This window comes from Pantoea stewartii (assembly GCF_011044475.1).
Taxonomy (GTDB): domain Bacteria; phylum Pseudomonadota; class Gammaproteobacteria; order Enterobacterales; family Enterobacteriaceae; genus Pantoea; species Pantoea stewartii.
The window spans coordinates 70,225-96,687 of sequence record NZ_CP049115.1; the positions used below are offsets into that span (position 1 = coordinate 70,225).

Annotated in this window: 25 protein-coding genes; 12 read left to right on the plus strand and 13 right to left on the minus strand. The window is 54.8% G+C overall.

What is annotated here, in order from left to right; all coding sequences use genetic code 11:
* The first annotated feature begins 571 nt into the window (after positions 1-571).
* Positions 572-1,690 carry an alkene reductase gene (locus tag G5574_RS00310; RefSeq protein WP_058708727.1) on the plus strand — a complete coding sequence of 373 codons (1,119 nt, stop codon included), beginning with the start codon at positions 572-574 and terminating at the stop codon, positions 1,688-1,690.
* Between the two features lie 14 nt (positions 1,691-1,704).
* Complete coding sequence (locus G5574_RS00315) at positions 1,705-2,019, plus strand: ArsR/SmtB family transcription factor (RefSeq protein ID WP_006119667.1); 315 nt, start codon at positions 1,705-1,707, stop codon at positions 2,017-2,019.
* Between the two features lie 308 nt (positions 2,020-2,327).
* Here G5574_RS00315 and G5574_RS00320 read toward each other — a convergent pair whose 3' ends face one another.
* Positions 2,328-3,872, minus strand: a complete 1,545-nt coding sequence (locus tag G5574_RS00320; RefSeq protein WP_033741048.1) for a methyl-accepting chemotaxis protein — start codon at positions 3,870-3,872, stop codon at positions 2,328-2,330.
* Between the two features lie 586 nt (positions 3,873-4,458).
* On the opposite strand from G5574_RS00320, the gene G5574_RS00325 reads away from it, so the two are divergent.
* Positions 4,459-6,423 carry a methyl-accepting chemotaxis protein gene (locus tag G5574_RS00325; protein ID WP_164481846.1) on the plus strand — a complete coding sequence of 655 codons (1,965 nt, stop codon included), beginning with the start codon at positions 4,459-4,461 and terminating at the stop codon, positions 6,421-6,423.
* Positions 6,424-6,723: 300 nt separating this feature from the next.
* Here G5574_RS00325 and ychF read toward each other — a convergent pair whose 3' ends face one another.
* Complete coding sequence (gene ychF, locus G5574_RS00330; protein ID WP_033741049.1) at positions 6,724-7,815, minus strand: redox-regulated ATPase YchF; 1,092 nt, start codon at positions 7,813-7,815, stop codon at positions 6,724-6,726.
* Positions 7,816-7,922: 107 nt separating this feature from the next.
* On the minus strand, positions 7,923-8,510 hold the full coding sequence (pth, locus tag G5574_RS00335; RefSeq protein ID WP_164481847.1) for an aminoacyl-tRNA hydrolase: 588 nt from the start codon (positions 8,508-8,510) through the stop codon (positions 7,923-7,925).
* Positions 8,511-8,768: 258 nt separating this feature from the next.
* Between pth and ychH the strand changes: the two genes are divergently transcribed.
* Positions 8,769-9,044, plus strand: a complete 276-nt coding sequence (gene ychH, locus G5574_RS00340) for a stress-induced protein YchH (protein WP_033741052.1) — start codon at positions 8,769-8,771, stop codon at positions 9,042-9,044.
* Here the strand turns inward: ychH and G5574_RS00345 are convergent, their stop codons facing one another.
* From G5574_RS00345 to lolB, 4 genes are all read right to left on the minus strand, one after another.
* Positions 9,045-10,193 carry a GGDEF domain-containing protein gene (locus tag G5574_RS00345; RefSeq protein ID WP_033741053.1) on the minus strand — a complete coding sequence of 383 codons (1,149 nt, stop codon included), beginning with the start codon at positions 10,191-10,193 and terminating at the stop codon, positions 9,045-9,047.
* Positions 10,194-10,413: 220 nt separating this feature from the next.
* Positions 10,414-11,361 (minus strand): ribose-phosphate diphosphokinase, encoded by a 948-nt coding sequence (gene prs / locus G5574_RS00350; protein ID WP_006118899.1) that lies wholly within the window; start codon positions 11,359-11,361, stop codon positions 10,414-10,416.
* 136 nt (positions 11,362-11,497) lie between these two features.
* Positions 11,498-12,355 carry a 4-(cytidine 5'-diphospho)-2-C-methyl-D-erythritol kinase gene (gene ispE / locus G5574_RS00355; protein WP_058708725.1) on the minus strand — a complete coding sequence of 286 codons (858 nt, stop codon included), beginning with the start codon at positions 12,353-12,355 and terminating at the stop codon, positions 11,498-11,500.
* Positions 12,352-12,978: a lipoprotein insertase outer membrane protein LolB gene (lolB, locus tag G5574_RS00360; protein WP_006118901.1), complete on the minus strand. Its 627-nt coding sequence runs from the start codon at positions 12,976-12,978 to the stop codon at positions 12,352-12,354. Before lolB ends, ispE begins: the two co-directional genes overlap by 4 nt.
* Positions 12,979-13,194: 216 nt before the next feature.
* Between lolB and hemA the strand changes: the two genes are divergently transcribed.
* The 6 genes from hemA to kdsA are packed head-to-tail and all read left to right on the plus strand — an operon-like array spanning position 13,195 to position 18,533.
* Entirely contained in the window at positions 13,195-14,451 is a 1,257-nt protein-coding gene (gene hemA, locus G5574_RS00365) for a glutamyl-tRNA reductase (RefSeq protein WP_058708723.1), read from the plus strand.
* Positions 14,452-14,493: 42 nt separating this feature from the next.
* Positions 14,494-15,576: a peptide chain release factor 1 gene (prfA, locus tag G5574_RS00370; protein ID WP_006118903.1), complete on the plus strand. Its 1,083-nt coding sequence runs from the start codon at positions 14,494-14,496 to the stop codon at positions 15,574-15,576.
* Positions 15,576-16,418 (plus strand): peptide chain release factor N(5)-glutamine methyltransferase, encoded by an 843-nt coding sequence (gene prmC / locus G5574_RS00375; protein ID WP_006118904.1) that lies wholly within the window; start codon positions 15,576-15,578, stop codon positions 16,416-16,418. The genes prfA and prmC overlap by 1 nt, the downstream gene beginning before the upstream one ends.
* A gap of 30 nt (positions 16,419-16,448) precedes the next feature.
* On the plus strand, positions 16,449-16,847 hold the full coding sequence (locus tag G5574_RS00380; protein WP_006118905.1) for a SirB2 family protein: 399 nt from the start codon (positions 16,449-16,451) through the stop codon (positions 16,845-16,847).
* Positions 16,844-17,653: an invasion regulator SirB1 gene (gene sirB1, locus G5574_RS00385; protein ID WP_033741062.1), complete on the plus strand. Its 810-nt coding sequence runs from the start codon at positions 16,844-16,846 to the stop codon at positions 17,651-17,653. The genes G5574_RS00380 and sirB1 overlap by 4 nt, the downstream gene beginning before the upstream one ends.
* A 25-nt stretch (positions 17,654-17,678) precedes the next feature.
* Positions 17,679-18,533 (plus strand): 3-deoxy-8-phosphooctulonate synthase, encoded by an 855-nt coding sequence (gene kdsA, locus G5574_RS00390; protein WP_164481848.1) that lies wholly within the window; start codon positions 17,679-17,681, stop codon positions 18,531-18,533.
* 62 nt (positions 18,534-18,595) lie between these two features.
* Here kdsA and chaA read toward each other — a convergent pair whose 3' ends face one another.
* A complete protein-coding gene (gene chaA / locus G5574_RS00395; protein WP_006118908.1) occupies positions 18,596-19,687 on the minus strand; it encodes a sodium-potassium/proton antiporter ChaA in 1,092 nt (363 codons plus the stop codon).
* A 364-nt stretch (positions 19,688-20,051) separates the two neighbouring features.
* On the opposite strand from chaA, the gene chaB reads away from it, so the two are divergent.
* Both chaB and G5574_RS00405 read left to right on the plus strand, forming a co-directional pair.
* Positions 20,052-20,282 (plus strand): putative cation transport regulator ChaB, encoded by a 231-nt coding sequence (chaB, locus tag G5574_RS00400; protein WP_006118909.1) that lies wholly within the window; start codon positions 20,052-20,054, stop codon positions 20,280-20,282.
* 427 nt (positions 20,283-20,709) lie between these two features.
* Positions 20,710-21,384, plus strand: a complete 675-nt coding sequence (locus tag G5574_RS00405) for a gamma-glutamylcyclotransferase (RefSeq protein WP_162835475.1) — start codon at positions 20,710-20,712, stop codon at positions 21,382-21,384.
* A 29-nt stretch (positions 21,385-21,413) separates the two neighbouring features.
* On the opposite strand, the gene G5574_RS00410 is transcribed toward G5574_RS00405, so the two are convergent.
* From G5574_RS00410 to tagF, 5 genes are read right to left on the minus strand one after another with little or no spacing between them, the layout of a single operon-like run.
* Positions 21,414-22,820: a serine/threonine protein kinase gene (locus G5574_RS00410; RefSeq protein WP_006118911.1), complete on the minus strand. Its 1,407-nt coding sequence runs from the start codon at positions 22,818-22,820 to the stop codon at positions 21,414-21,416.
* 44 nt (positions 22,821-22,864) lie between these two features.
* The gene (locus tag G5574_RS00415; RefSeq protein ID WP_033741071.1) at positions 22,865-23,806 is read right to left on the minus strand and encodes a hypothetical protein; all 942 of its coding nucleotides are present in this window, start codon (positions 23,804-23,806) and stop codon (positions 22,865-22,867) included.
* 10 nt (positions 23,807-23,816) lie between these two features.
* Complete coding sequence (locus tag G5574_RS00420; protein ID WP_058701706.1) at positions 23,817-24,596, minus strand: PP2C family protein-serine/threonine phosphatase; 780 nt, start codon at positions 24,594-24,596, stop codon at positions 23,817-23,819.
* Positions 24,593-25,720, minus strand: coding sequence for a type VI secretion system-associated FHA domain protein TagH (gene tagH, locus G5574_RS00425; protein WP_164481849.1), 1,128 nt, complete (start codon positions 25,718-25,720; stop codon positions 24,593-24,595). The genes G5574_RS00420 and tagH overlap by 4 nt, the downstream gene beginning before the upstream one ends.
* Before the next feature lie 34 nt (positions 25,721-25,754).
* A complete protein-coding gene (tagF, locus tag G5574_RS00430) occupies positions 25,755-26,453 on the minus strand; it encodes a type VI secretion system-associated protein TagF (protein WP_058701708.1) in 699 nt (232 codons plus the stop codon).
* Positions 26,454-26,463 lie beyond the last annotated feature (10 nt).

Consider the following 26,463-nt stretch of genomic DNA (forward strand, 5'->3'; position numbering starts at 1 on the left):
AAAGGGCGCAGGCATGGGGCCTGTGCCAGTGAAGAAGCCCCCGTGGCGCAAAGATTACGTGCCGTCCTATCCCCAGCCTGATATATCCCTGTCCTCTCTCCTGAAAAGGGCGGCATGCATATGCTGAGGACGGGACAGAGAAGCAATGTTATGTGCAGGCGACTCGCCTTCGTCTCTGCCCGAGCTGTACCGCAGGTCGCGTTTCAGGTGACCGGTTCTGGCGATTTAACAGAGTATAAAGCGGCTATCTTCTGCTTTATGCGCCAATCCGCCATTGTTTTGCTGCGTTCATCATCGAGGCTGCATCCGTTCATACTGCGCTGATAAAGGGCAGTGAGGGATTTTCCGACCGGCGGAGTGATGCTGATTTTTGCCGCAAAAAAGCCGAAACAGCCACCATCAGCCCGGTCGTTCCGCCGTGAGGATAACGGTAACGCTTAGGTGAAGGGCGCGGTGAAGGCAATCTGGCAGAGTCATCATGACAACGGGAGATAACCGCACACATTACATATTTACAAATTTAAATGTGTAAATATAATGCCGACCCTGTTTCTTTTTAAGGATGTTAATTATGTCGTCTCTTTTCACGCCCCTGACGCTGGGTGATCTCACGTTGCGTAACCGCATTGCGCTTCCACCCCTGACCCGTTGCCGTAGCGAGCAGCCGGGCAACATTCCCGGCAGGATGATGGTGGAGTACTATCGCCAGCGTGCCAGCGCGGGCTTCATGATCACCGAAGGTACGCAAATTGAACCGCGCGGGCAGGGCTATGCCTGGACGCCTGGCATTCACAGCGACGCACAAATTGCGGGATGGCGAAACGTCACCGACGCTGTGCATGCAGAGGGCGGAACGCTCTTTTGCCAGCTCTGGCACGTGGGCCGCGTATCGCACAATGCGTTGCAGCCCGGTAAACAGCCGCCTGTTGCTCCTTCCGCCGTTGCCGCCAGCGGCGTACGGGTCTTTATTGAAACCGGACCTGGTGCCGGTATGCTGACGGAACCCAGCATGCCGCGCGAACTGACCACATCGGAAGTCAAAGCGATTGTGGCGATGTACCGCACGGCAGCAGAGAACGCGAAAAAAGCCGGTTTTGACGGTGTCGAGCTGCATGCCGCCAACGGTTATCTGATCAATCAGTTTATTTCTGAACACACCAATTTCCGTACCGATGAATATGGCGGCTCCCTTGATAACCGCCTGCGCTTTCTGCGTGAAGTCACCGAAGCGGTGAGTGCGGTATTTGGCAGTCACCGTGTCGGCGTACGTTTCGCGCCATTGTTCTCAAGCACAGAGGAAGAACGCGTTTATCTGGGGCTGGTTGAACGCGATCCGCATGCTACCTACATTCGTGCTGCGCAGATGCTAAACGAGCTTGAAACTGGCTATCTGTCTATCGCCGAAGCGGACTGGGACAACAGTCCGGAGATGCCCGAAAGCTTCCGTATTGCGCTGCGTGAAACCTTCCGTTCCCCCATCATGTATTCCGGACGTTATACCAGGGAAAAGGCCGAACGTATGCTGGAAAAGGGATGGGGCGATCTGTTTGGCTTCGGGCGCACGTTTATCGCTAACCCGGATTTACCGGCGCGTTTCAAAATGGGCTACCCGCTGAACAACGCGGATCCTGCCTCACTGTATGGTGGAAGTGAGAAAGGCTATACTGACTACCCTTTCTATTCTGCTTGAGGTTCTGAGACGGCATGACACCTGAAAATGCCATTAAATTACTGGCTAACCCGACACGGGTTGCGGTGCTCAAATGGCTTAAACGCCCTGACGAAGCCTTTGCTGACTATTCTCAGCTGTATCCCTTCGATCAGTACGGTGTCTGTGCCAGTCTTATTCAGGACAAAGCGGGCCTCTCACAGCCCGCCACCTCGTTATGTCTGAAAGCGCTGCATGATGCCGGCCTGCTTGAGGCAAGCAAGGTCGGTAAATGGACATACTATCGCCGGCGTGAAGAGGCGGTTCATGAGATGAATACGTCAATTATCCAGGCCCTGCAGGATCTGTAGGCGGCTTGTCAACGACAGTCATACGGACGTCCGGTAACGCTGCGTTGTGGCACATCAGGACATGCATGAAAATCAGCGCCAGGCTCACGCATTTCGCTGGCGAGGAAGAGAGGGCGCATGAGCGCCACTCTCTTTTACCGTTGCGACGTTTAGGGCAGCCTGAATAAGTCACGATACAAAGCGCCATCCCTTCGCAACACGCGCCGGAATCTGTCGCAGATACCACAGCCTGTGGACCTGCGCCAGGCAGATGTGATTGTCCCTGTACCTTCCTGATGAAGCCTGGAACGCGGGCGTTACCTGAATGTTCAGACGCTAAACGACCCAACAATCTGTCGTAATGTTTGGGCCTGTTCAGACAGCGAACGGGAGGCCATTGACGATTCCTGGACCAGCGCCGCGTTATTCTGTGTGACGCCGTCCATCTGATTCACTGCCACGCTGACTTCTGAAATTCCCTGCAGCTGTTCAGAAGAGGCCCGGGCAATCGAGTCCATCCCTTCAGCCAGGTCGCTGACCATACTCATGACTTTCAGGACGCTCTGCCCGGTTAGCGCGGCAATTTCTACGCCGCTGTCAACGTGTGCGACGGCCTGTTCAATCAGACGCTTGATGTCTTTCGCGGCCGTGGCACTACGCTGGGCAAGTGTCCGCACCTCACCAGCCACGACGGCGAATCCGCGACCATCTTCACCTGCACGCGCGGCTTCCACGGCGGCATTCAACGCCAGGATGTTGGTCTGAAAAGCGATGCTTTCAATCACGGACGTAATATCACGGACCTTGACTGCGCTCTCATGGATGTTGTGCATGGTATCGGTCATGTGGCTGACCTTGGACTTGTCGGCGTTAACGGTCTCTGCTGTTGCCCGGGCAGATTCAGCGGTCTGCTGCGCACCGGCTGTGTTGCTCTTCACCGTGCTGGTGAGCTGCTCCATGCTGGCGGCGGTCTGCTGCAGCGCGGCAGCCTGCTGCTCGGTTCGTGATGAGAGTTCTGTATTTCCCCGGTCGATTTCATCGGCCGCCAGCGCAACGGACGCGGAGGCGTCTTTAATCTGCAACACGATCCCGCGCAGTCTGGCTTGCATCGCGTCGAGAGACGCCATGAGGCTGCGGTCATCATTTTTTCGCAGTTGAACCGTTGAGGTCAGATTCCCTTGTGAAATAGCGTAAGCGAGCCGTTGCGCTGTAACCGGCTCACCGCCGAGTTCACGCATAATCTTGCGAATCAGGTAACTTCCCGTCAGCAAGCCCAAAATGACCGCAATGCCCAGCAGAACCAGCAAAATAATATAGGCCTGCTCCGTTGTCTTACTGTTCTGACTGACGGCATTATCAGAGCGCTGAGTGAGCACTTCGCCCATTGAGGTGAGTCCGTCAATCAGGGGGTTCTGGGCTGGTCTGACGGTATCAAGAAGAAATTTCACTGTTGCTGCGTTATTTTTCCCCAATGCCAGAGGAACAGTATTACTGAAGGAGTCCAGGGCATTTTTTTGACTCTTTTCGATTGCCTCAAACGCTTTTTTTTCCTCGTTACTGCCCGACTGGTCAATCATCTGGCCCAGTTGAGAACTGCTGTCAACAAACCGGGCTTTTAATTTTTCAAGACGAGCGGATTGCTCTTCAAGACCTTTTTCATCTGTAAATAAGGACAGATTCCTTACCGTGATTGCCATATCACGCTGAATAAGTGTCAGGTCTGTGATTAATTTTGTTTTCTTCATATCACCCTGAACAATGGCTTCAAGGGTGTTTTTAGACTGGTATAAAGAATGAATGGCTACCACTATGCACAAGGAGAAAAAAATGATTAACGTGCCAAAACCCAAACCGAGCCGTGTTGCGATCTTCATAAATCTATCCTGATAAAGGGAGAGGGGGACGGTGATCTTTCGGCACAGACAGACCAACCTTTATCGAAACCAGGACAATTAAATGTAAGAAAACACGTCATGGTAATTTCTGTAAAAATTAAATTTTGTCAATGAGTTAAGACGCATTATTCATAGGTTTTTCTTATATCCCTCCCGTCATCAAAGCATCGGTAAATCGCAGTAAAAAAGTCATGTCTTCCCCTCTGTCTTACGGCGTGACGGGTTTTAGCATGACTAAACAGAAGGGCAGATCACTGCGCTGGCCATGAAGGCGTCCGGGCGGAAAGGGCGCGGCGGTTCTGTGCGCATCTTAACTGCGGGCAGGCATCCCAATGAAAATGCAGAGAACCAGCCTGTCACAACCGTCGCCCTGTCCAGCACTGACCCATCAATAACAATAATCGCAGTAATCGTTGAAGCAATTGCCTCCTGTGTCGATAACGCATGCTCAGCTCAATGTTGGGGCTGAGACTGAAGCGTCAAAGCTGATTATTACTCAGTCATTTGTGTGCTTTTTTACGACACCAGTACGTGCATTCCTTTTAATTACAGTGGAAACAACAATATGTCTGTCATCAAGACAATGACCAGAAGCTTAACCGGTTCACGTTTTGCGGGGGGATCTCAGCCCGCCAACGGGATCTTTAACTGTGAAAGCTTACCCACTTCGCTCTCTGCAGCAGGCCTCAGCAGTCGTGCTGCGGGTATTTTGCTGACGTTTGTGCCGCCAGAGGCCGATTTTCATAAGGTCAGTCAGGCATGGCAACGCTTTACATCAACAGATTTGACCGTCATTACGCTCTCCTCTAACGGAGCGCTCAGCGCCAGCGGCAAGCAAACAACGTACTGCAAAGGCGACGGGCAGGAAGGCAGCTGGCTCTGGTTACCCCGTAACCTGATTGCAGAGCATGAAACACATGTGGTCGATCTGCACCTTCACGATACCCACACGGCGACGGACCGCATTCGTGCCATCCAGGATGAGCTGGCTGCGTTGAGGCTGAGCATGCCGCTCTCTGCTGACCGTACCTTTGCCATGATTTACTGTGACGGCCTGTCTGCATCGGAAGGGTTTTTAATGCAGGCTTGGTATAATACGGGCCGCTTTCCCTGCCTGGCAATCGGCGGATCCGCCGGTGGACGCGTCACCTTTGACGGGACATGGATTGGCGCTGGCGGGCGTGTACTGCAGGGGAAAGCCGTTATTGTTTTCTGCAAAATGGCGGCGGGTAAGTCCTTTTCACCCTTTAAGAGTCAGAACTTCGAGCCACTGAACAAGAGCTGGCTGATTGCCGAGGCGGATCCGGTTAAGCGTACCCTGACTTCCGTGTTCAACCCACAGGGGCAGCAACAGCCCTTCACCCAGGCACTGGCTGAACATCTGGGCTGCAATGAACAGCAGCTGACGGAGCGTCTGAAAGGTTTAACGTTTGCGGTGAAGGTAAGTGACGCGTATTTCATTCGTTCTGTAGCGAAGATGGACAGCCACAGTGTACAGTTTTTTTGCGATCTGGAGTTTGGCGATCGGCTTTACTTAATGCGTGAAACCGATTTTAAACAGGCTACGCTGCGGGACTGGCAGGCCTTTACGCAACGTCACGGCAAACCGGCGGCGGTCCTGATGAATGACTGCATACTGCGCCGACAGGGCAATCCCGATAAGCTGCACGATGCGCATTTCTTTAAAGGCATCCCGGCGGCCGGGTTCTCCAGCTTTGGTGAAATTCTGGGCGTACCGATCAATCAGACCTTGTCTGCACTGGTATTCTTCAATCATAACGTAAACGCCATGGCGCAATTTCCGGTGGAATATGCCAGCTATGCCGCGCACTATGCGCAGCGCGCGTTACGTCGCTGGGAAGCGCTAAACCGCGTCCAGTCGGGCGTGCTGGCTCGCGTGGTGAACTATCAGCAGGAGTTGGCACCTATCGTTCAGGCGCTGCCGGTACTTGAGGCGGCAACCCAGAGCCAGAGCGAAGCGTTGTCGATGGCCGAAAGCAGCATTCGCGCTATCAGCACTCTCGCCAAAGAAAGCCAGCAGGCACAAGGGCGCCTGGGGGGCGGGCTGGACGATCTGGAAGCGATATCTAACGGCATCAACGTTATTACGCACGGCATCAGCAATATCGCTTTCCAGACCAATATTCTGGCGCTCAATGCCGCTGTCGAGGCTGCACGCGCGGGGGAAGCTGGCAGAGGATTTGCCGTTGTGGCAGGGGAGGTTCGGCGCCTGGCGCAATCCTCGAAAGAGCAGGCTGAAGCGACCGCAAGCAACATTAATGATGCGGTCGACACGATCTCGCGTATCCGCGATGTCGCGACAAACACGGTACAAACCGCGACGGACATGGCAGACCGCAGTATCCAGGCTGCCGATGCGATTGCCGCCATGAGCGATCGAAGCCGTCATGAACGGGCAGGGATGGCGAAACAGCTGGATAATCTGCGCACCTTAACGGCAGGTATGGATGCCATGCAGGAAGCGGTCGCCGAGCTGAAAGTGCTGCAGGCACTTTCCTCGTCACGGTAAATCACTGCTGGCGCCGCGACGAGGAAGGCCCTGCGCCAGTCTCTGTTAAGCAGGGATAACAACTAAGGTAATAGCAAAGTGAACCCGGGCTTTCTTGTTGTGATTTATCACACCTCGTCAGATTGCTTATTTGCCGCCTTATTTTCAAGACGGAAAATTCAGCCTACGTTGCGTTTGATCCTCAATGTTTTAGTGGCTTTTTTCAAACCTGTTCTGTGAAGCTTTAAAACAAAAAAGCCACGCATTCGCGTGGCTTTCACAACCCTGTTCACTCACGTGCAGTTCACTTCACGGTGAGGATTAGACGTTAAACAAGAAATTCATCACATCGCCATCTTTAACGATGTACTCTTTGCCTTCTGAACGCATCTTGCCCGCTTCTTTCGCGCCTTGCTCACCCTTATAGGTAATAAAGTCTTCAAACGCGATCGTTTGTGCGCGAATGAAGCCTTTCTCGAAGTCGGTATGGATTTTACCGGCGGCCTGTGGGGCGGTGGCGCCAACAGGGATAGTCCATGCGCGTACTTCTTTGACGCCGGCGGTGAAATAGGTCTGCAGATTCAGCAGTGCGTAACCGGCACGAATCACGCGGTTCAGGCCTGGCTCTTCGATGCCCAGCTCGGCCATAAACTCGTCACGATCTTCGTCTTCCAGTTCGGCGATATCAGATTCGACAGAGGCGCAGACTGGCACAACGACAGAACCTTCTTTGGCGGCGATTTCGCGCACTTTATCCAGGTACGGGTTGTTTTCAAAGCCATCTTCGTTGACGTTAGCAATGTACATCGTGGGCTTGAGCGTCAGGAAGCTCAGATAGCGCAGGGCGGCTTTGTCTTCATCGGTCAGATCCAGCGCGCGCAGCATGCCCGCGTTTTCCAGATGAGGCAGACATTTCTCCAGCGCCGCCTGTTCCGCTTTCGCGTCTTTATCGCCGCCTTTAGCTTTTTTCTGCACGCGCTGCAGTGCACGTTCACAGGTGTCCAGATCCGCCAGCGCCAGCTCGGTGTTGATGGTTTCGATATCATCAGCCGGATCGACTTTATTATTCACGTGGATAATATTGTCGTTTTCAAAGCAGCGAACCACGTGTCCGATCGCTTCGGTTTCACGGATATTGGTCAGGAACTGGTTGCCCAGGCCTTCACCTTTCGATGCACCTTTTACCAGACCGGCAATATCGACGAATTCCATGGTAGTCGGAACCACGCGCTGTGGCTTGACGATCTCGGACAGCTGATCCAGACGCAGGTCAGGCATAGGCACAACGCCCGTGTTGGGTTCAATGGTGCAGAAGGGGAAGTTCGCCGCTTCAATACCCGCTTTTGTCAGCGCGTTAAACAGAGTGGATTTACCGACATTTGGCAGGCCCACGATACCGCATTTGAATCCCATGGTTTAATACCCTTTATAGCTGGATGGGCAACGCCTGAACGCAGGCGCTGCCGGAAACGTAAGATAATTTTCGCGCATTATACACAGATTCGCGACAATCGGGGCGATTAGACAGGCTTAAAGGCATGCAGGCGGTTCATTGCCTTAATGCGATCTTCCTTCAGCCACAGTTCGGTGCAGCGCGCTGCTTCATCAATGGCGTCATCGATCAGCTTTTGCTCGCTGGCGGGCGGTTTGCCTAACACAAATACGGTCACTTTGTTGCGGTCACCGGGATGGCCGATACCGATGCGCAGACGATGAAAGTTATTATTATTGCCCAGCTTGCTGATGATGTCTTTCAGGCCGTTATGACCGCCGTGACCGCCGCCTTGTTTGAATTTCGCAATGCCCGGTGGCAGATCGAGTTCATCGTGCGCCACTAAAATTTCTTCGGGCGCAATACGGTAGAAGGTCGCCATCGCCGCGACCGCTTTGCCGCTGAGGTTCATAAAGGTGGTGGGCACCAGCAGTCGGACATCTTCGCCCGCCAGCGCCAGTCGCGCCGTATAACCGAAAAATTTGGCTTCTTCTTTTAACGACTGATTGTGCCGCTCAGCCAGCAAATCCAGATACCACGCACCCGCGTTATGGCGCGTGGCGGCATATTCCGCACCGGGATTCGCCAGGCCGACAATCAGTTTAATGCTGCTCACAAGGAATATCCTGCTGTTATCACCAAAGGGCAGTAGTTTACTGTGCCAGGCTGCGGATCACAAAGTGTGAGCCACGAATTATTAGTGTCTGTGATTAATTGTTTTTCATCTAAATCAATAAGCTGTAATTATGCTTTGGTCACACTTATCCTGCTCTGAGTGTGACGAAGTGCACAAATTAGCCTGCTGTCATTGCCTAAACTACTGACAGGTTAACATTGTGTGCGCTCATCGGACCGCACCGTCAGGAGGTGAAAGATGAAACGTCATCACTCACGTATGGCAGGAAATGCCTTAATGGCACTGGGCTTAGTGACCATGGTACTCGGCGTTGGTTTTTCGATTATCAACCAACTTCCCTCTTTAAATCTGCCGCAGATACTGGCGCAGGGCGCGATGTTTGGGATTTTCTTTGGCGCACTGTTATGGCTGGCCGGTGCCTGCATTAGCGGTCGTGAGAAAGTCGAAGATCGCTATTACTGGGAGCGGCATTATGGCGATAAACGCTGCCGCCGCAGCCATCACTCGTCATAATCACGTTCCCGGCAACGTCAGGCAGGGTTGGGTTCGGTTTCTGCCTTTGGCTTTTGCCTGATAGAGCGCTTTGTCAGCCAGCGCCATCAGTTCGCCAAAATCAATGTGGCGATTGTCGGCGGTAGAGAAGCCAATGCTGACGGAATAGGGAATCTGCCCCGGTCGGGAAAGGTGGATCGCCTGGCGCACCTGCTCGCACCAGACGTTAGCCTGCGCTGACATCATCGGCAGAAGGGCGGCAAATTCTTCGCCGCCCAGTCGCGCAAAGCGCGCCCCTTCAGGCAGCATGCCGGACACACGGTGACTGAAATCAATCAGAACCTGGTCGCCCTGATGATGCCCGTAGCGGTCATTAATACCTTTAAAATGGTCCAGATCGAATAACACCACCGTCAGCGCTTTATTCTGCTTCTGACAGGCTTTAATCATCACCTCGGCCCCGGTAAACAGCGCACGACGGTTCCAGATATTGGTCAGAGGATCGTGCAGTGAAGCCGCTTTCAGCGCATTGCGCGTCCGCTCATTGACCATCGCCAGAATCGTCACGGTAAACCCAATGACAAACAGCATGGATTCCATAATCACATAGACGGAGAAATTCGATCCGCTTATCGCGCCCTGAACGCCAACCGGGCGGGAATTATCCAGAAATATGCGAGCCACATGGAATATCAGGTGAATCCAGAGCAGGAGCTGGGCAGGCCAGAACGTTGCATCCATATTGCGCCGCGCCAGCCAGAGAAAATAGATAAGCGCTCCGGTATACCCGATGCAGAGCAGGCAGAGCACCAGTACGCGCAGCGATAAGCTGTAATAAAATCCCGGAATCAGGCAGAGCAGTGACCAGATCAGCGCTCCGACCAGACCACTCATCCCCGGCTGCTTACCGCAAAATGTGCGAAACGCGCTGAACAATCCCCCGTAAGCCAGCATAAGCAACACGTTGCTCATGGCCACCGGTAAAAACTGATAGCCCTGGCTGCGCAGGCTACTGAGAATAAAGGCGACCAGCGTCAGTAAAATGGCCACGCAAACATAGCCCAGCGTGCGATCGTAATGCGAACCGACCCAGGCAAATGCCAGGATCAGACTCATAAACCCCAGTACGTAGAGTTCGCAAATAAATAACGTATAGACGTCGAGGTTCATAGTGGAAAACGATCGCAATAAAAAGTGCGGGCAAAGTACCACTCAACGCAGAATGGCAAAAGAGCAGATAAGATAATTTCAGCGAAAGAGTTTTTCGTAGTAAGCGTGACAATAACGGCGGTGACTCATAACGAAAATTTCTGTGAATCAAGCAGCTTTGTCGGAAGGGGAGAGGTACAGACAAAAGAAAAGGCCGGACAGCGTGTCCGGCCTGCGAAGATTAGTGTTCGAACATTGCCGAAATGGACTCTTCGTTACTGATGCGGCGAATGGCTTCGGCCAGCATGCCTGACAGCGTCAGGGTACGGACGTTTGGCAGCGACTTCATCTCTTCGGATAACGGAATGGTGTCACACACGATAACCTGATCGATGACAGATTTACGTAAGTTTTCCACCGCGTTACCGGAGAAGATAGGGTGCGTCGCGTACGCGAACACGCGCTTGGCACCGCGCTCTTTCAGCGCTTCCGCGGCTTTGCACAGTGTGCCGCCGGTGTCGATCATGTCATCGACCAGCACACAGTCACGGCCCGCAACGTCACCAATGATATGCATGACCTGAGAAACGTTCGCACGCGGGCGACGTTTGTCGATGATGGCCATATCGGTGTCGTTCAGCAGTTTCGCAATAGCACGGGCACGAACCACGCCGCCAATGTCAGGCGAAACAACAATCGGGTTTTCCAGGCCAATCTGTAACATATCCTCCAGCAGAATGGGACTGCCGAAGACGTTATCAACCGGGACGTCGAAGAAGCCCTGGATCTGCTCAGCGTGCAGGTCAACCGTTAAAACACGGTCAACGCCGACGCTGGAAAGAAAGTCAGCCACGACTTTGGCGGTAATAGGCACACGCGCAGAACGCACGCGGCGGTCCTGACGGGCATAACCAAAGTAGGGGATAACAGCGGTAATACGACCAGCTGAAGCACGACGCAGCGCGTCGACCATCACGACCAGTTCCATCAAATTATCATTGGTGGGAGCACAGGTGGACTGGATGATGAAAATATCACCACCGCGTACATTTTCATTAATTTGTACGCTTACTTCGCCATCACTGAAACGACCGACAGCGGCGTCGCCCAGGCTGGTGTAAAGGCGGTTGGCAATACGTTGTGCTAGTTCCGGGGTGGCGTTACCAGCAAAAAGCTTCATATCAGGCACGAGAAGAACCTCAGGCTTTGCGTCCAGAGAATGAACGTCATGACAGTAACCGGCGAATACTGTCGTGATCGTTCACACGGGTATGTGAGTGCGAAACGTGCTGTATCTGGAACAGGGTGACACAGTCACGCTATCGCTAATCGCCTTGCAGAGTGCGCTGTAACGGCGAGACGTTAACGCCTCGGGCTACAAAACCGCGCACCCATGACGGGGCAAGTTCCAGCACCTGGCGAGCAGCGTACTCGGTGTCAAATTCAGCAAACACACAAGCACCTGTCCCTGTCAGGCGCGACGGCGCGTATTCTAGCAGCCATGAAACAAGCTCATCAACCTCACGAAAACGTTTTCTTACTACTGATTCGCAATCGTTAAGAAAGGGGGCCTGTAAAAGTGCTGATAAAGTGCGCACGGGCGTGTCACGGGGAAGTGCCGGATCGTTAAAGACCACCGGCGTGGCCACGCTGACGCCGGGATGGGCAACAAGATACCATTTTTCGGCAGGCGATGCGGGAGAAAGCACCTCGCCGACCCCTTCGGCGAAGGCGGCGTGCCCTTTAACGAACACCGGGACATCCGCACCCAGTTTCACGCCCATCTGTGCCAGTTCCGTCGGCGAAAAACCGGTTTGCCAGAGATGATTAAGCGCCACCAGAACCGTAGCGGCGTCAGAAGAACCGCCACCCAGTCCACCGCCCATTGGCAAACGCTTTTCAATGGCGATCCGCGCACCCGCCTGCGCCGGCAGCGTTCCCTTCTCGCGGGCAGCCGCCTTAAGCATGTCGGCGGCACGCACGATCAGGTTTTCAGCATCCGGCACGCCGGACACGGGCGTGAGAAGGGTAATGGCATCGCTCTGATCGGGAACAATCTCCAGACTGTCGCCATAATCCAGAAACTGAAACAGGGTTTGCAGGTTATGGTAACCGTCCGCCCGGCGCCCGGTGATGTACAAAAAAAGGTTCAGTTTTGCCGGAGCAGGCCAGGTGGTGATCATTTCAGCGTCCAGCTATCCATACGTAACTTGATGCGCTGATCGCCTTCTTTCAGCTCCAGGCTGGCGGGCAGCGCAGGGGTGACGTTGCTGTCGTAGCCGGCGATGGTCACCTGCCAGGTCTGGCCATCATGCTGATAGTTCAGGCTGCGCAACTGATACTGATCGTTAAGCTGGTAGTCGGTCGCATCGCCCGGCAGGCCCATCATCCACTGACGCAGGTTGGTCAGCGGAATATCCATGCCGGTCAGCTGCGAGATCATCTTCTGCGCATCGTTGCTGACATAGCGTTTGCCCTGGCTATCCACGATCTGCACCACAGAACCCTGCGCATCCAGCTGCAGTTCTGTGCTGCCTAACGGGTTGGTTAACAGCAGACGATAACGGTCAGGTGCGGTCTGCTGCCAGTTGAAGCGGGCATAGACTTTTTGTTTGTCCGACAGATAGGCGAACGCGCCGCGCGTCTGGTACTGCGTCACTTTACTGACCGCTTGCTGATGATGTTGCCATTGGGGCGCAGTGGCGCTCGGGCCGGGACCTTGTGGTTTATTGATGCTACAGGCAGCCAGCAGAACAGCACCGGCCAGGGGTAAAAGGCGCAACAGATTGCGTGGGGAAGTAAGCATCAAGTGGTCATCTCCTCGGACTCATTTTTCATTGGTAACAGGTAACGCTAACCATCCGCATTTTAACCGTCAATGCTGTTATACGGCAAAATCGCTATGATCGGCTTAATCTTATTACAGTCATAGCCTTTGTATGGCTTTTCTTGATCTGCTGCATCTTGTAGAATGCGCTTCACAAAACCCTGACATTATTGGGACAACCCAACCTAAATCGCCATGACGCTGCTCGCTCTCGGAATCAATCACAAAACTGCACCCATTGCTCTGCGCGAACGCGTTGCGTTCGGGCCGGAGTCGCTGGAACAGGCCTTAGACAGCCTGTTATCCCAGCCCATGGTGCAGAGTGGCGTCGTGCTCTCCACCTGTAACCGAACCGAACTCTACCTGAGTGTAGAGCAACAGGTCGATCTGCAGGAACGTCTGGTGCGCTGGCTGTGTGATTATCACCAGCTTGATGAAGAGGATGTACGTAACAGCCTCTACTGGCATCAGGACAATGAGGCGGTCAGTCATCTTATGCGCGTCGCCAGCGGGCTGGATTCGCTGGTGCTGGGCGAGCCGCAGATTTTAGGTCAGGTGAAAAAAGCCTTTGCCGATTCGCAGCGCGGTCATGCACTGAGCAGTGAACTGGAACGTATGTTCCAGAAAACCTTCTCGGTTGCCAAGCGCGTGCGTACGGAAACGGAGATCGGCGCGAACGCCGTTTCCGTTGCCTTTGCCGCCTGTACGCTGGCGCGGCAGATCTTTGAGTCCCTCTCCACCGTCAACGTGTTACTGGTTGGCGCGGGAGAAACCATTGAGCTGGTGGCGCGTCATCTGAGCGAACATCAGGTCAAAAAACTGATTATTGCCAACCGTACCCGCGAACGCGCGGACGCGCTGGCGAAAGAAGTGGGCGCGGAAGTGATTGGCCTTGCGGACATCGACGCACGCCTGGCCGATGCCGACATCGTCATTACTTCCACCGCCAGTCCCTTGCCCATCATTGGTAAAGGCATGATGGAACGGGCGCTCAAAGCGCGCCGTAACCAGCCAATGCTGCTGGTGGATATTGCGGTGCCGCGCGACGTAGAGCCGGAAGTGGGCAAGTTAGCGAATGCCTATCTCTACAGCGTTGACGATCTGCAGGCCATCATTGAGCAGAACCTTGCCCAGCGCAAAGCCGCTGCGGTGCAGGCCGAAAGTATCGTGGTGCAGGAATGCAGCGATTTCATGGCCTGGCTGCGTTCCCAGGGCGCGGTCAACTCTATTCGTGAATACCGTGCTCAGGCGGATGATATCCGCGCTGAACTGGAAGGCCGTGCGCTGCAGGCGCTGCAGCAGGGTGCCGATCCGCAAAAAGTGATGCAGGAACTGGCCCACAAGCTGACCAACCGTTTGATTCATGCACCGACCAAATCTCTTCAGCAGGCCGCGCGCGACGGCGACAGCGAACGCCTGCAGATTTTACGCGACAGCCTGGGTCTCGATTAGGCACACTGCTGTCGTCTTCTGTTACGGGAATCCCACAGTTAAATGAAAACCTCTATTGTTGCGAAACTGGAAGCGCTGCAGGAGCGCCACGAAGAAGTGGAAGCGATGCTGGGCGATGCAGGCGTCATTGCCGATCAGGAACGCTTTCGTGCTTTGTCGCGTGAATATGCTCAGTTGACCGATGTCACGCGCTGCTTCCGCGACTGGCAGCAGAACCAGGATGATATCGAGACGGCTAAAATGTTACTCGACGATCCTGAAATGCGCGATATGGCGCAGGAAGAGCTGCAGGCGGCACGTGAGAAAACCGACGCGCTGGAGCAACAGTTGCAGCTGTTACTGTTGCCGAAAGATCCGGACGATGAGCGCGACTGTTTTGTCGAAGTCCGTGCCGGTACCGGCGGCGACGAAGCGGCCATTTTTGCAGGTGACCTGTTCCGTATGTACAGCCGTTACGCCGAGTCACGTCGCTGGCGGGTGGAAATCGTCAGCGCTAACGACGGTGAGCACGGTGGCTATAAAGAGGTGATTGCCCGTATTATGGGTGACGGCGCCTATGGCCGACTGAAATTTGAATCCGGCGGCCATCGCGTACAACGCGTACCCGAGACGGAATCCCAGGGCCGTATTCATACCTCTGCCTGTACGGTGGCGGTGATGCCTGAACTGCCGGAAGCGGAGCTGCCCGAGATCAACCCGTCAGATTTAAAAATCGATACTTTCCGCTCCTCCGGTGCCGGTGGGCAGCACGTTAACACCACCGACTCCGCGATCCGTATTACCCACTTGCCGACCGGTATTGTGGTGGAATGTCAGGATGAACGCTCTCAGCACAAGAACAAGGCAAAAGCCTTATCGGTGTTGGGCGCACGTATTCATGCGGCCGAAATGGCAAAACGTCACGAAGCTGAAGCCAGCACCCGCCGTAACCTGCTGGGCAGCGGTGACCGTTCCGATCGTATCCGCACCTATAACTTCCCGCAGGGCCGTGTGACCGACCACCGCATCAACCTGACGCTTTATCGTCTGGATGAAACCATGGAAGGTAAACTGGACAGCCTGATCGAACCCATCGTTCAGGAATACCAGGCTGACCAACTGGCGGCGCTGGCCGGTCAGGATTAATGGATATTCGCCACTGGCTCAAACAGGCGGTTGCCACGCTGTGTGGGGGCGACAGCCCGAAGCGTGATGCGGAAATCCTGCTGGGTTATGTCACAGGCAAACCCCGCAGCTGGCTGGTGGCTTTTGATGAAACCCTGCTCAGTGACGCGCAGTTACAACAGTTGACGGCGTTGCTGGCACGGCGCGCCCGGGGAGAACCGATCGCCCATTTAGTTGGCGAGCGCGAATTCTGGTCGCTCCCGCTGAGGGTTAGCGACGCCACACTTATCCCGCGGCCGGATACCGAGATCCTGGTTGAACAGGCGCTGGCCCGATTGCCTGCCGCACCTGCGCGCGTGCTGGATCTCGGCACGGGCACCGGCGCCATTGCCCTGGCGATTGCCAGCGAGCGGCCCGATTGCACCGTGATCGGCGTTGATCGTGTCCCTGCTGCCGTTGCGCTGGCGCAGGATAACGCTGCGCATCTGGCGATAGCTAACGCGACGTTTGTGCACAGCCACTGGTTTGCACAGCTCACCCCGACCCGATTTGATCTTATCGTGAGTAATCCGCCTTACATTGATGCCAGCGATCACCATCTGGAGGAGGGCGATGTGCGTTTTGAACCGCGCAGCGCACTGGTGGCAGATGAGGCGGGCATGGCCGATCTCCGGTGGCTGATCGCACAGTCACCCGCCTGGTTACAGCCGGGTGGCTGGCTGCTCCTGGAACATGGCTGGCAGCAGGATGAGGCGGTGCGTCAACTGATGTGCCAGCACCACTATCAGGCGGTGGACACGGTGAAGGATTACGGTGGCAATCCCCGGGTCACATTTGGGCAGACCGCGCCGATACCGGTATAGTGCCGCAACGTAAAATCACAGGGATGAATGATGTTTACTTATTACCCACTGCTAAAAAATCTGCATCTGCTGACCGTGGCGATCACGGTTTCGCTGTTTCTGCTGCGCTTCTACTGGCAGCGCGTTGGCGCAGCCATACTGCAACGCCGCTGGGTCCGTATTCTTCCACATGTCAACGACACGTTGCTGCTGCTGAGCGGCACAGCGCTGGTAATGCTGACCCACTTCTATCCGTTTTCACCTCAGGGAAGCTGGCTGACGGAGAAGCTGTTAGGCGTTATTATCTATATTGCCCTTGGGTCCGTGGCGCTGAGCCGCCGCCCTCGTTCTGATCGCACCCGCTGGATAGCCTTTGTGGTCGCCTTAATCGCGCTGGTGACGATCATTAAGCTGGCACTGAGTAAAATGCCGTTATTGGGGATAGTATGAGCTCCACCGAACAACTCGATTACAGTGAAACACCGCTCTGTGAGGCGGTGATGGGTGCAACCAAAGCCATTCGCACCGATTTTCCGACCCTGTCGGTCGAACAACAGTTAGCGGCGTTAGTGGCTGAAGCCCGGGATTACGTCAGCGACCAACAGGATGCGGATTTAAAGCTCGAAAAGCTGCTGGAGCTGTTTTACAAGCAGTGGAAATTTGGCGGTGCCAGCGGCGTGTATAATCTGTCTGATGCACTCTGGCTGGATAAAGTGCTGAAAACCCGTCAGGGAACCGCCGTGTCACTGGGCGTGATTCTGCTGCATATTGCGGCGGAACTGGAACTGCCCCTGATGCCGGTGATTTTCCCGACGCAGTTGATTCTGCGCGCCGACTGGCTGGATGGCGACAAATGGCTGATTAATCCCTTCAACGGGGAAACCCTGGATACGCACACGCTCGAAGTATGGCTGAAAGGCAATATCAGCCCGCTGGCGCGTCTGTATGATGACGATCTCGATGAAGCCAAAACCGTCAGCGTAATGCGCAAAATGCTGGATACGCTGAAAGCGGCGCTGATGGAAGAGAAGCAGATGGAGCTGGCCCTGAACGTCAGCCAGGTGTTGTTGCGCATTGACCCGGACGATCCCTATGAAATTCGCGATCGGGGATTAATCTATGCACAGCTTGAGTGCGATCATATCGCGTTAACGGACTTAACCTACTTCGTTGAACAGTGTCCTGAGGATCCGGTCAGCGAAATGATTAAAGTCCAGATTCACGCAATCGAACAAAAACGCGTGACGCTGCATTAAGCGTCACCCCAGATAAGGAAAGGGCATGACACAGAAAGTTGTCAGTATTGGTGATATCAGGGTCGCAAACGATCTGCCATTTGTTCTCTTCGGCGGCATGAACGTGCTGGAATCCTACGACCTCGCGATGCGCATCTGCGAGCACTATGTAAACGTGACCGACAAACTCGGCATTCCTTACGTTTTCAAAGCGTCTTTTGACAAAGCCAACCGCTCCTCCATCCACTCTTACCGTGGCCCCGGCCTGGAAGAGGGCATGAAGATTTTCCAGGCGCTGAAGCAGGCCTTTGGCGTGAAAATCATCACCGATGTGCACGAAGCGGCGCAGGCTCAGCCTGTGGCGGATGTTGTTGATGTGATTCAGCTGCCGGCCTTCCTGGCGCGTCAGACCGATCTGGTTGAGGCGATGGCGAAAACGGGCGCGGTGATTAACGTCAAGAAGCCCCAGTTTGTCAGCCCCGGCCAGATGGGCAACATCGTGGACAAGTTTGCCGAAGGCGGAAACGACAAGGTTATTCTTTGCGACCGCGGCAGTAACTTTGGCTACGACAACCTGGTAGTGGATATGCTGGGTTTCAACGTCATGAAAAAGGTGACGAATAACTCGCCGGTTATTTTCGACGTGACGCACGCGCTGCAAACGCGCGATCCGTTCGGTGCCGCCTCAGGCGGACGCCGTGCTCAGGTGGCCGAACTGGCGCGTGCCGGTATGGCGGTGGGCATTGCGGGCCTGTTTATTGAAGCCCATCCGGAGCCGGACAACGCCAAATGCGACGGTCCTTCGGCGTTACCGCTGGATAAACTGGAACCGTTCCTGGTGCAGATGAAGGCGATTGACGATCTGGTGAAAACCTTCCCGGCACTGGACACCAGCAAATAAGCCGCAGTGCAGACGAAAAAAGAGCGAATTCTCGCTCTTTTTTTCGTCTCAGTTTTGTGAGATTACAGCATGATGGTCATCAGATAGCCGACAAATAAGGCCAGGTGCGCGGCACCATTCAGCACATTCGTTCTGCCGGTTGAGAAGCTAATCTGACACAGGATCAGAGAGGCAATCATAATGACCATCTGCGGCGGTTCCAGACCGAATATCAATTCCTGGCCTGTCAGCGTTGCAATAATAGAGACCGCCGGTACGGTCAGCGAAATCGTGGCCAGCACTGAGCCAAAGAACAGGTTCATCGCGCGCTGTACCTGGTTCATCAGGACGGCCCGGATGGCACCCAGACCTTCCGGTGAGAGGATCAGTAACGCCACCAGGAAGCCGGTGAACTGCTTCGGTGCGTTGAGGTCGGTCAGCAGATGCTCCAGCGGGTTAGCATTCATCTTGGTGACGGCAATCACCGCAATCAGATGCACGATCAGCCAGATGGCGTGCCAGAGGCTACTGTGCGCAGAGGGTTTACCGTGGTGAGGATCGCCATCATCACTGTCATCTTCGTGCTCATAGACAAACAGGCTCTGGTGCGTTTTGGTCTGAATCAACAGGAAAACGCCATACATCGCGGCAGAAATAGCGGCAATCAGTAAACTTTGCGCAGCGGTGAAATTTCCGCCCGGCAAGGCATTCGGAAACACCAGCACCAGGATGGCTAACGGAAAAATAGCGATCAGGTATTGCTTTACCCCGGCCAGATTCACGTATTGCGTCGCAAACTTTCTGCCGCCCAGCAGTAAGGCAAAGCCCACCAGCCCGCCGGTCACGATCATAATGATCGAGTAGAGCGTATCGCGCATCAGCGCAGGTGCCGCATCGCCGGTGGCCATCAGTGCCGAAATCAGGCTGACTTCCAGAATCACGACAGACAGGCTGAGGATCAGGGAACCATAGGGTTCGCCCAGGCGGTGAGCCAGCACATCCGCATGACGCACCACGCTGAACGCGCTGCTGAGAATAGCAACCAGCGCCAGTAAATTAATGCCGACGACGAGCGGGAGTGAGGTTTGTGCACCAAAAAAATAGAGTACACCCAGGGCAATAAGGGGAAGTATCAGTGAAAACTCTTTGTGACGTGTTTTTTCATGTAAAGGCATTCACTCTCCTCGCTGCTGAATAAAAGGGCAATTCATTTACCCACCCTGACAGGGAAATATATAAGTCAGGCAGTGTAACTTTTCAATCGAACAGCAGGTGAAAATTTACCGCTTTTTACTTTCACACACATTCAGCCTGAAAAGGGATTTATAAAAATTTATTCCCGCTTTTGTCCGATAAATCAGTCATAAAGCAAATCCTCTTTCGCGATAATCTTCCGCATTATTGCAAAATACATCCCAATAAGGTGATCGTTAATGCCGGAACAGAGAAATAACAAGCGGAGAGGCGCAGAAACCACAGTTTGCATTTTGGCTTATCTGCGCCAGACTTATAAACCATCATGTTAGAGGAGGATAAACGATGCCTTATGCTAAGCGAAGCGACCTGCCAGAAAGCGTTAAGCACGTCCTGCCAGCGCATGCCCAGGATATCTATCAGCAGGCCTTTAACAATGCCTGGTCACAATATAAGGATCCCGATGACCGACGAGGCAATGAATCACGCGAGGAAGTGGCCCATAAAGTGGCCTGGTCAGCGGTGAAACATGACTATGAAAAAGGGGATGACGATAAATGGCATCCCAAAAAATAGTGTGTTGCGTTGTGGGCCTGAACAGCAGGCCCGTTTATATGTCCCGTCCCGCCAGCATCATGTCCGTTCTCACGCGCATTTCTTCCCTCTGATCGCCCACGTTTCAGGCTTCTTGTCGCGCCCACGTTACGCATGTTTACTTCACGTTGCGCGAGCAGGGGTTATCCTGAACGCCAGGATGCCGTGAAGAAACTCATCAGCCCTTACCGTTTTACGCGCTGTAAAACACTTTTTTTGGGTGTTATAGCTGCCGCTTTTAATAGTTAAATAAAGGCTATTTTTTAGCGGATATTCCCACTCTTACTTGAAACTGATTTTGTTAATAATTAATGTCAGTTTAATGAATACAGCGTAAATTTGTGAATGTTCACGCAACAGAACCGAGGAGTGTCTTACACAGGACGTGGTGAAAGTCGAGGAGGTCGCATTGCTTACCCGGGAATTTTTATTAAAAGCGGATTGTAAAACATCATTTGGTGATATTGAGGAGACATTACTGTGGAGTTGTGAACAGCGCGCGGCGTCGCTGGCGGCAACCCTGGCATGTCGGCCCGATCACAGCCCGGTATGGATCTTCGGCTACGGTTCTCTGATGTGGAACCCGGTATTTGAAGCCGATGAAGTGGCATCGGCCTCGCTGCACGGCTGGCACCGTGCCTTTTGCTTACGCCTCACAGCCGGGCGCGGCACGGCTTCCCATCCGGGGCGCATGCTGGCGCTGAAAGAGGGCGGCATCACGCAGGGACTGGCATTTCGCCTGCCGGAATCACGGCTGCACGACGAACTGGCATTACTGTGGAAGCGTGAAATGATCACCGGCTGCTATTTGCCGACCTGGTGTGAGTTGGTGCTGGACGATCAACGCCGCGTGACGGCGCTGGTTTTTATTATGGATCCGCGTCATCCGCTTTATGAACCGGATACCTGTCCTCAGGCGGTTGCGCCCCTGATCGCAGCGGCCAGTGGACCGTTAGGCTCGAACGCCCAGTACCTGTTTTCGCTGGAAGAAGAACTGACTAAGCGCGGGATGCAGGAGGACGATTTGATCCGCCTGGCGCACCAGGTGCGTGAACTGCAGCAGCACTGGCCAAGACAGGCGTAATCCGCGCCCGCCAGGCCAGCAGCATCCGGTCACTGGGTTGGGTTAATCAGCCAGGTGCCCGGTCTGTCAATTACCACGGACTGACTGCGCGTCGTATTCCCGGCATGCACATCAATGCGGTACTGGCCTGCCGCCAGGTTCAGCACGGCAAAACCGTTGCTGCTGGCGTGCAAGGCCACGGGCTGACCGTTCAGGACCACCTGTTCATCACCGGCCAGTTTCAGGTAAACCATCGCCAGGCCCGCGGGCACCGTGCCGGTCGCTGGTGCAGCACTGCGTTTCGCCACCTGCGGCACCGAAGCGGTTTGCGAGTTTTCAACCCACACCACCGCGCCGACGGCAATAACGGCAACGGCGGCCAGCGCCAGAAGCCCCGGTGACAGACGACGCACTGTGCGTCCGGTCAGCGGTTCCGCCATCGTCGCCCCGTGATTCATCGCCAGGACCACCGGTGGGACCGTGTCGGCCGCGGCTGCGTCCAGTTGGTTTTGCGCGTCATTGCGCTGTTGCAGACTGTTAACGACCGCCTCCACATCGCTGACCGGTAAGGCAATGAGGGCAGCAAACACGTCGATGCTCTGCGGACGATCGTGCGGTTTCATCAATAGCGCACAGTCAATGGCATGCAGCAGCGGCAGCGAATAGCCTGAAGGCTTACGCACTACCAGCGGTTGATAGTTGTCTTCAATGCAGCGCACCACGCTGACCGGCGGCGGGGAGCCGGTAATCAGCGTGTGCAGTACCGCGCCCAGCGCATAGATGTCTGTCCAGGGGCCTTGTTCACCTTCGCCTTCTTCGCTGTACTGCTCAATGGGGGCAAACCCCGGCTTCAGCATGATTTCGGTTTCATCAGAGAGATTGCCTATCTCTTTGCGGGCAGAGCCAAAGTCGAGCAGCACCGGCAGTTGATTTTCCTGAATCTGAATATTATCCAGCGAAATATCACGGTGCAGATAGCCAGCCTGATGAATGGTATTGATAGCCCCCAGCAAGGGCGGCAGTAAGCGGCGAATCCAGTCTTCGGTGATAGACTCATGGCTGGTTAACTGCCACTCTTTCAACGTCATGCCGTTGTAGTAAAGTGTGCCCATATAGGCGGTGCCGTTTTGTTCCCAGAAGCGCAGGACATGCAACAGGCCCGGATGATTGAAGCGTGCCAGCAGTCGGGCTTCCTGAATAAAGCTGTTCAGACCGGCATTAAACAGCTTCTGAAAACGTTCACCGCGCAATTCCAGCGACATATCCGCCGTCCTGACCGCCAGCGAAACAGGCATGTATTCTTTAATGGCAATGGTGCGTTCAAGTTGATGGTCCCATGCGCGATAGACAATGCCGAAACCGCCGCCGCCAATCACTTCTTTGATTTCGAACTCGTTAAAGCGATATCCGTCAGGCAAGGCATTCGGTACTGCTTTCTGATTGTCATTAGCCGACATAGTGGACTCTCTGAACTGGGCCTGCTTGCCAGGCAACGCGATAATTAATGGATGTTACGCCAGGCACCTGCGCCGGGATCAACCTGATCCGCGCGCAAGGTGTCCACAAGTAACACATTCACTTTCTGTTGTGACGGTAAACTGCCTGCCCACCGGCTACGCAGCGTGTCGAGCCGTGCAGACAGGGCGCTGGCATTCTGCTGCGCAGTGGCTTTATCCGCTCTGACCAGAAGGGTGCCCTCAAAGCGCCACAGATGTTGCGTATCGTCGAAAGGCAGCACCAGCCAGCTGTCAGGCGCATCAGCACGGGTCACAATCATGCGCTGTTTATTGACGCTAACGATTTGCAGGGCGTTACCGGCAATGGCCAGACTGGCGATCGGGTAACCCTGGTAAAACGTGACGGCAAGCGTCTGCGGTTGGCCGTGTCCACTGACGGTAATATCACTGTTGCCTTCGAGCCAGCCTTCCGACGAGCAGCGCAACCGACCGCCTTGCGGGACAAAGATCGACAATCCGTTTTCGTCCCATGCGGTGCGAAAGCGGCAGCCATCAGGTAACGCAAAATGCTGTAACGGGGTGCTGTCTGCTGGCCGCGACGCGACAACCGGAACGTTACTGCTTGTGGCGGCATCGGCGTTCACAATCAGACGCCAGTTCTGCAATTTACTGGCGCTGCCGGAAGCCAGCACGCTGCCCTGGCTGTTGGTCATTTGCCAGGGCAGAACGTCCAGTTCATTGCACTGATTCGCTAACAGTGTCCCGACGCGCGGCAGGAACGATTTAAGGATCTCTGCATTCTGGCTCTTACCCGAGACAATACGCAGTGGCAGTGTCTCCTGGCACCAGTCGTCGGGCGTTTTGCCTTCAACGTTGTCGATATACACTTCCAGTTCGAGGCTGGGTGAGTACACCACGCGATAATTTTCCGCCTGCGCAGTAAAGGCCATCAACAAGGTAGCCAGAGCGGGCAACCACACTTTCATAGCGTTTCTTTCATCCATCACGAGAGGGCAGAAAACGGGTTGAGTCAGCCAGCGAATAAAGCAGCGTGGCCTCCTGCGGTTCGCCGATCCACACGGCCAGCGCACTCAGATTATCTTTCTTTACTTCACGGCTCACGGCATGTTCCATCAACGTCAGCCACTCTTCACAGGCATTCACCATGCGCAAGGTCTGCTCCATTTCCCGGGTGGTCAGATTGAGCCAAAACCCGTCGCTACAGACTAAAAACGCATCGCCGTCTTCCAGCAGTATTTCGTCAGAAAAGCTCACAGGATGGGCAGGTTCTGTGCCGAGCGCATTATAAAGTAAATTACTGTTAATTCCGGTATTTTCATAGCCTGCCTCGCTCAGTTTTTGCACAAGACTGTGGTCGCGGGTGACCGCATTGAGCACGCCATGCCGAAAGTGGTAAACCCGGCTGTCGCCCGCGTGCGCCCACCATGCGCGCTGTCGGGTGCGGTCGATAAACAGGCCCGCCAGCGTGGTGCACATCGTGGCAAAATTCGGATTATTACCCTGTGCGATTTCAAGCACAGAGCGGCACGTTTCTATCGCCTGCTGTGTGAAGGCGAGGGTAAGGTGCGGACAGGTGTGCAACTGAGTCAGCAGGCTGTCGCATACCAGTTGTGCCGCCTGTTCCCCACCGGGCAGTCCCGCTACGCCGTCGCATACCACGAAGCTGGCCTGATGGGCATTCAGTACCACACCGGTGCGATCCGCATGTTCATCACGCTGACCTTGCTGACTTCGCTGGGCAAACGCGATATTCATGCATCATCCGTACGCGTCTGGGAATCTTTGTACTGATTCACCTCCATGTCGTAAGCATGAAGGAAAGCTTCACCAAACAGCGTATGGAAATCGTCTTCGATTTCACCCGCAGTGCGCTGATAGCGGCGAGTGAAATAGTCCCACAGTGCGGCTTTTTGATAAGGCGTAAACGGGACTTTTGACACGGCACCGTCTGACTTCGCCTGCTCCTCCAGCCCCTGCGGATTAAACGACTGCAACATGGCGGCGATGATGGCGCGGATCCCGGCGATCATGCCCAACTGATGTGCCTGCAGATCCACCAGCGCATCCCGTACCGCCTGTTCAGGCTGCATAAAGCCCGGCATCTGGCTCTGGTACATCTGCATCAATACGGTTTTGCCCGAGGGCAGAATCTTGAACGGGTTATTTGCTTCGTTCAGGATCATCGTCATTTCCGCTTTGACGCCCCGTTTAAGGATAGAGCGCGACGACAGCAATGCCACCGTGCCCTGCGAAAACAGACTTAACATGCGGCCAGTGGTCCGCATCTGTTCTTCGTTAATCACCGTATTGTGGCCGTTGCTTAGTCCCATACCGTCAAGCAGCGCCGCGACCAGGTTGTCGTGATCGTGTGCGGCGGGCGAGGGCGCATATCGGGACTCACCGGCCTGGGGATCGATGGCCAGCCTGGCATCGCCCCGGTGGTCGTGGCGTCTGGCGACAGGTTCCTGAGCGACCTCTTCGACTTCAGTAAATTCGGGGATATCCAGCGGATTCGTCTGCGGGCCCGCATGGCTAAAAAACGCCAACGGATCGCTGTTGATGCCCTGTACCGAGGGGTCACGTACGTCGATGGCATAGTCGCCGATGCGCAGAGCATCCCCGTGTTTCAGGCTCACCTGCATTCCCCGGCTGAGCGGCACACCGTTGTGTTCGACCGGTGTCACGCTGCCCTGATTAGTCAGGCGGCACTCTCCGTTACAGGACAGGTGCACCAGCGCCTGCAGACGAGAAATAGAACGGGCTTCATCCGGTAACACCAAATCGTTATCCTGACTGCGGCCGATCGTGCCGCCCGGCGGATGAAACGTGACGGTTTTCACCGGCACATCAGACGTGCATTGAACGATGGTAAATTGCATGAGCTATCCCGTTATGAAGGACAAAGGCAACGTCTCACTCGAACATCGGTGGATAGAGGCCGTTGCGTCCCGGCTGTGCACCTGCTGCCGGATTAAACAGTAATGAGAACAGTTCTGCCGTGAGGGTACCGCTATGCTTGTGTGTCGCATGTACGAAACCGTCACTGCGGTTGCTCCACCAGTAACTTATGTGTTGCTGCGGGTCGAAATGTTCGGCGACGTCCTGCCAGCTCAGCGTGCAGGGCAGGTCCGCGAAACCGATTACATCCATAATATCTGACGGCTGCTGCACCGGGACCATCAGCGGAGCCAGGGCCTGGATGTGCTGATCGAGCTGGTCCGGGCTCAGGCCGTGAGTCACGGCATTCAGCAGCGTGGCCCCCAACTCCTGATACCAGTCTCCCGAGATCGTTAACTGTGCCGGATGCCACTGACTGAGCGGAAAGCTCAGCAAGGCCAGCAGCGGCCAGGCGCGCCCCACACGATCGCAAGACGGTAACAGGCAGCCCATCTGTACCTGCTGACGCGTTGGCGTGATCGGTAACACAAAATTCCACACCGGCGCGCGCAGAAAATCGGCGCTCACGGCCGCGTCCTGCTGATGCCAGTGAATGAGGCCCTGCTGAAACCAGTGATTCCACGGCGTGATGACCTGTTCAGTGAGCCGATGATGTATAAAGTCCCCTGTTGAGGGCAGTTTGCCAAACCAGCCAGGGGCCAGAGATACAGACATGTTCACCTCG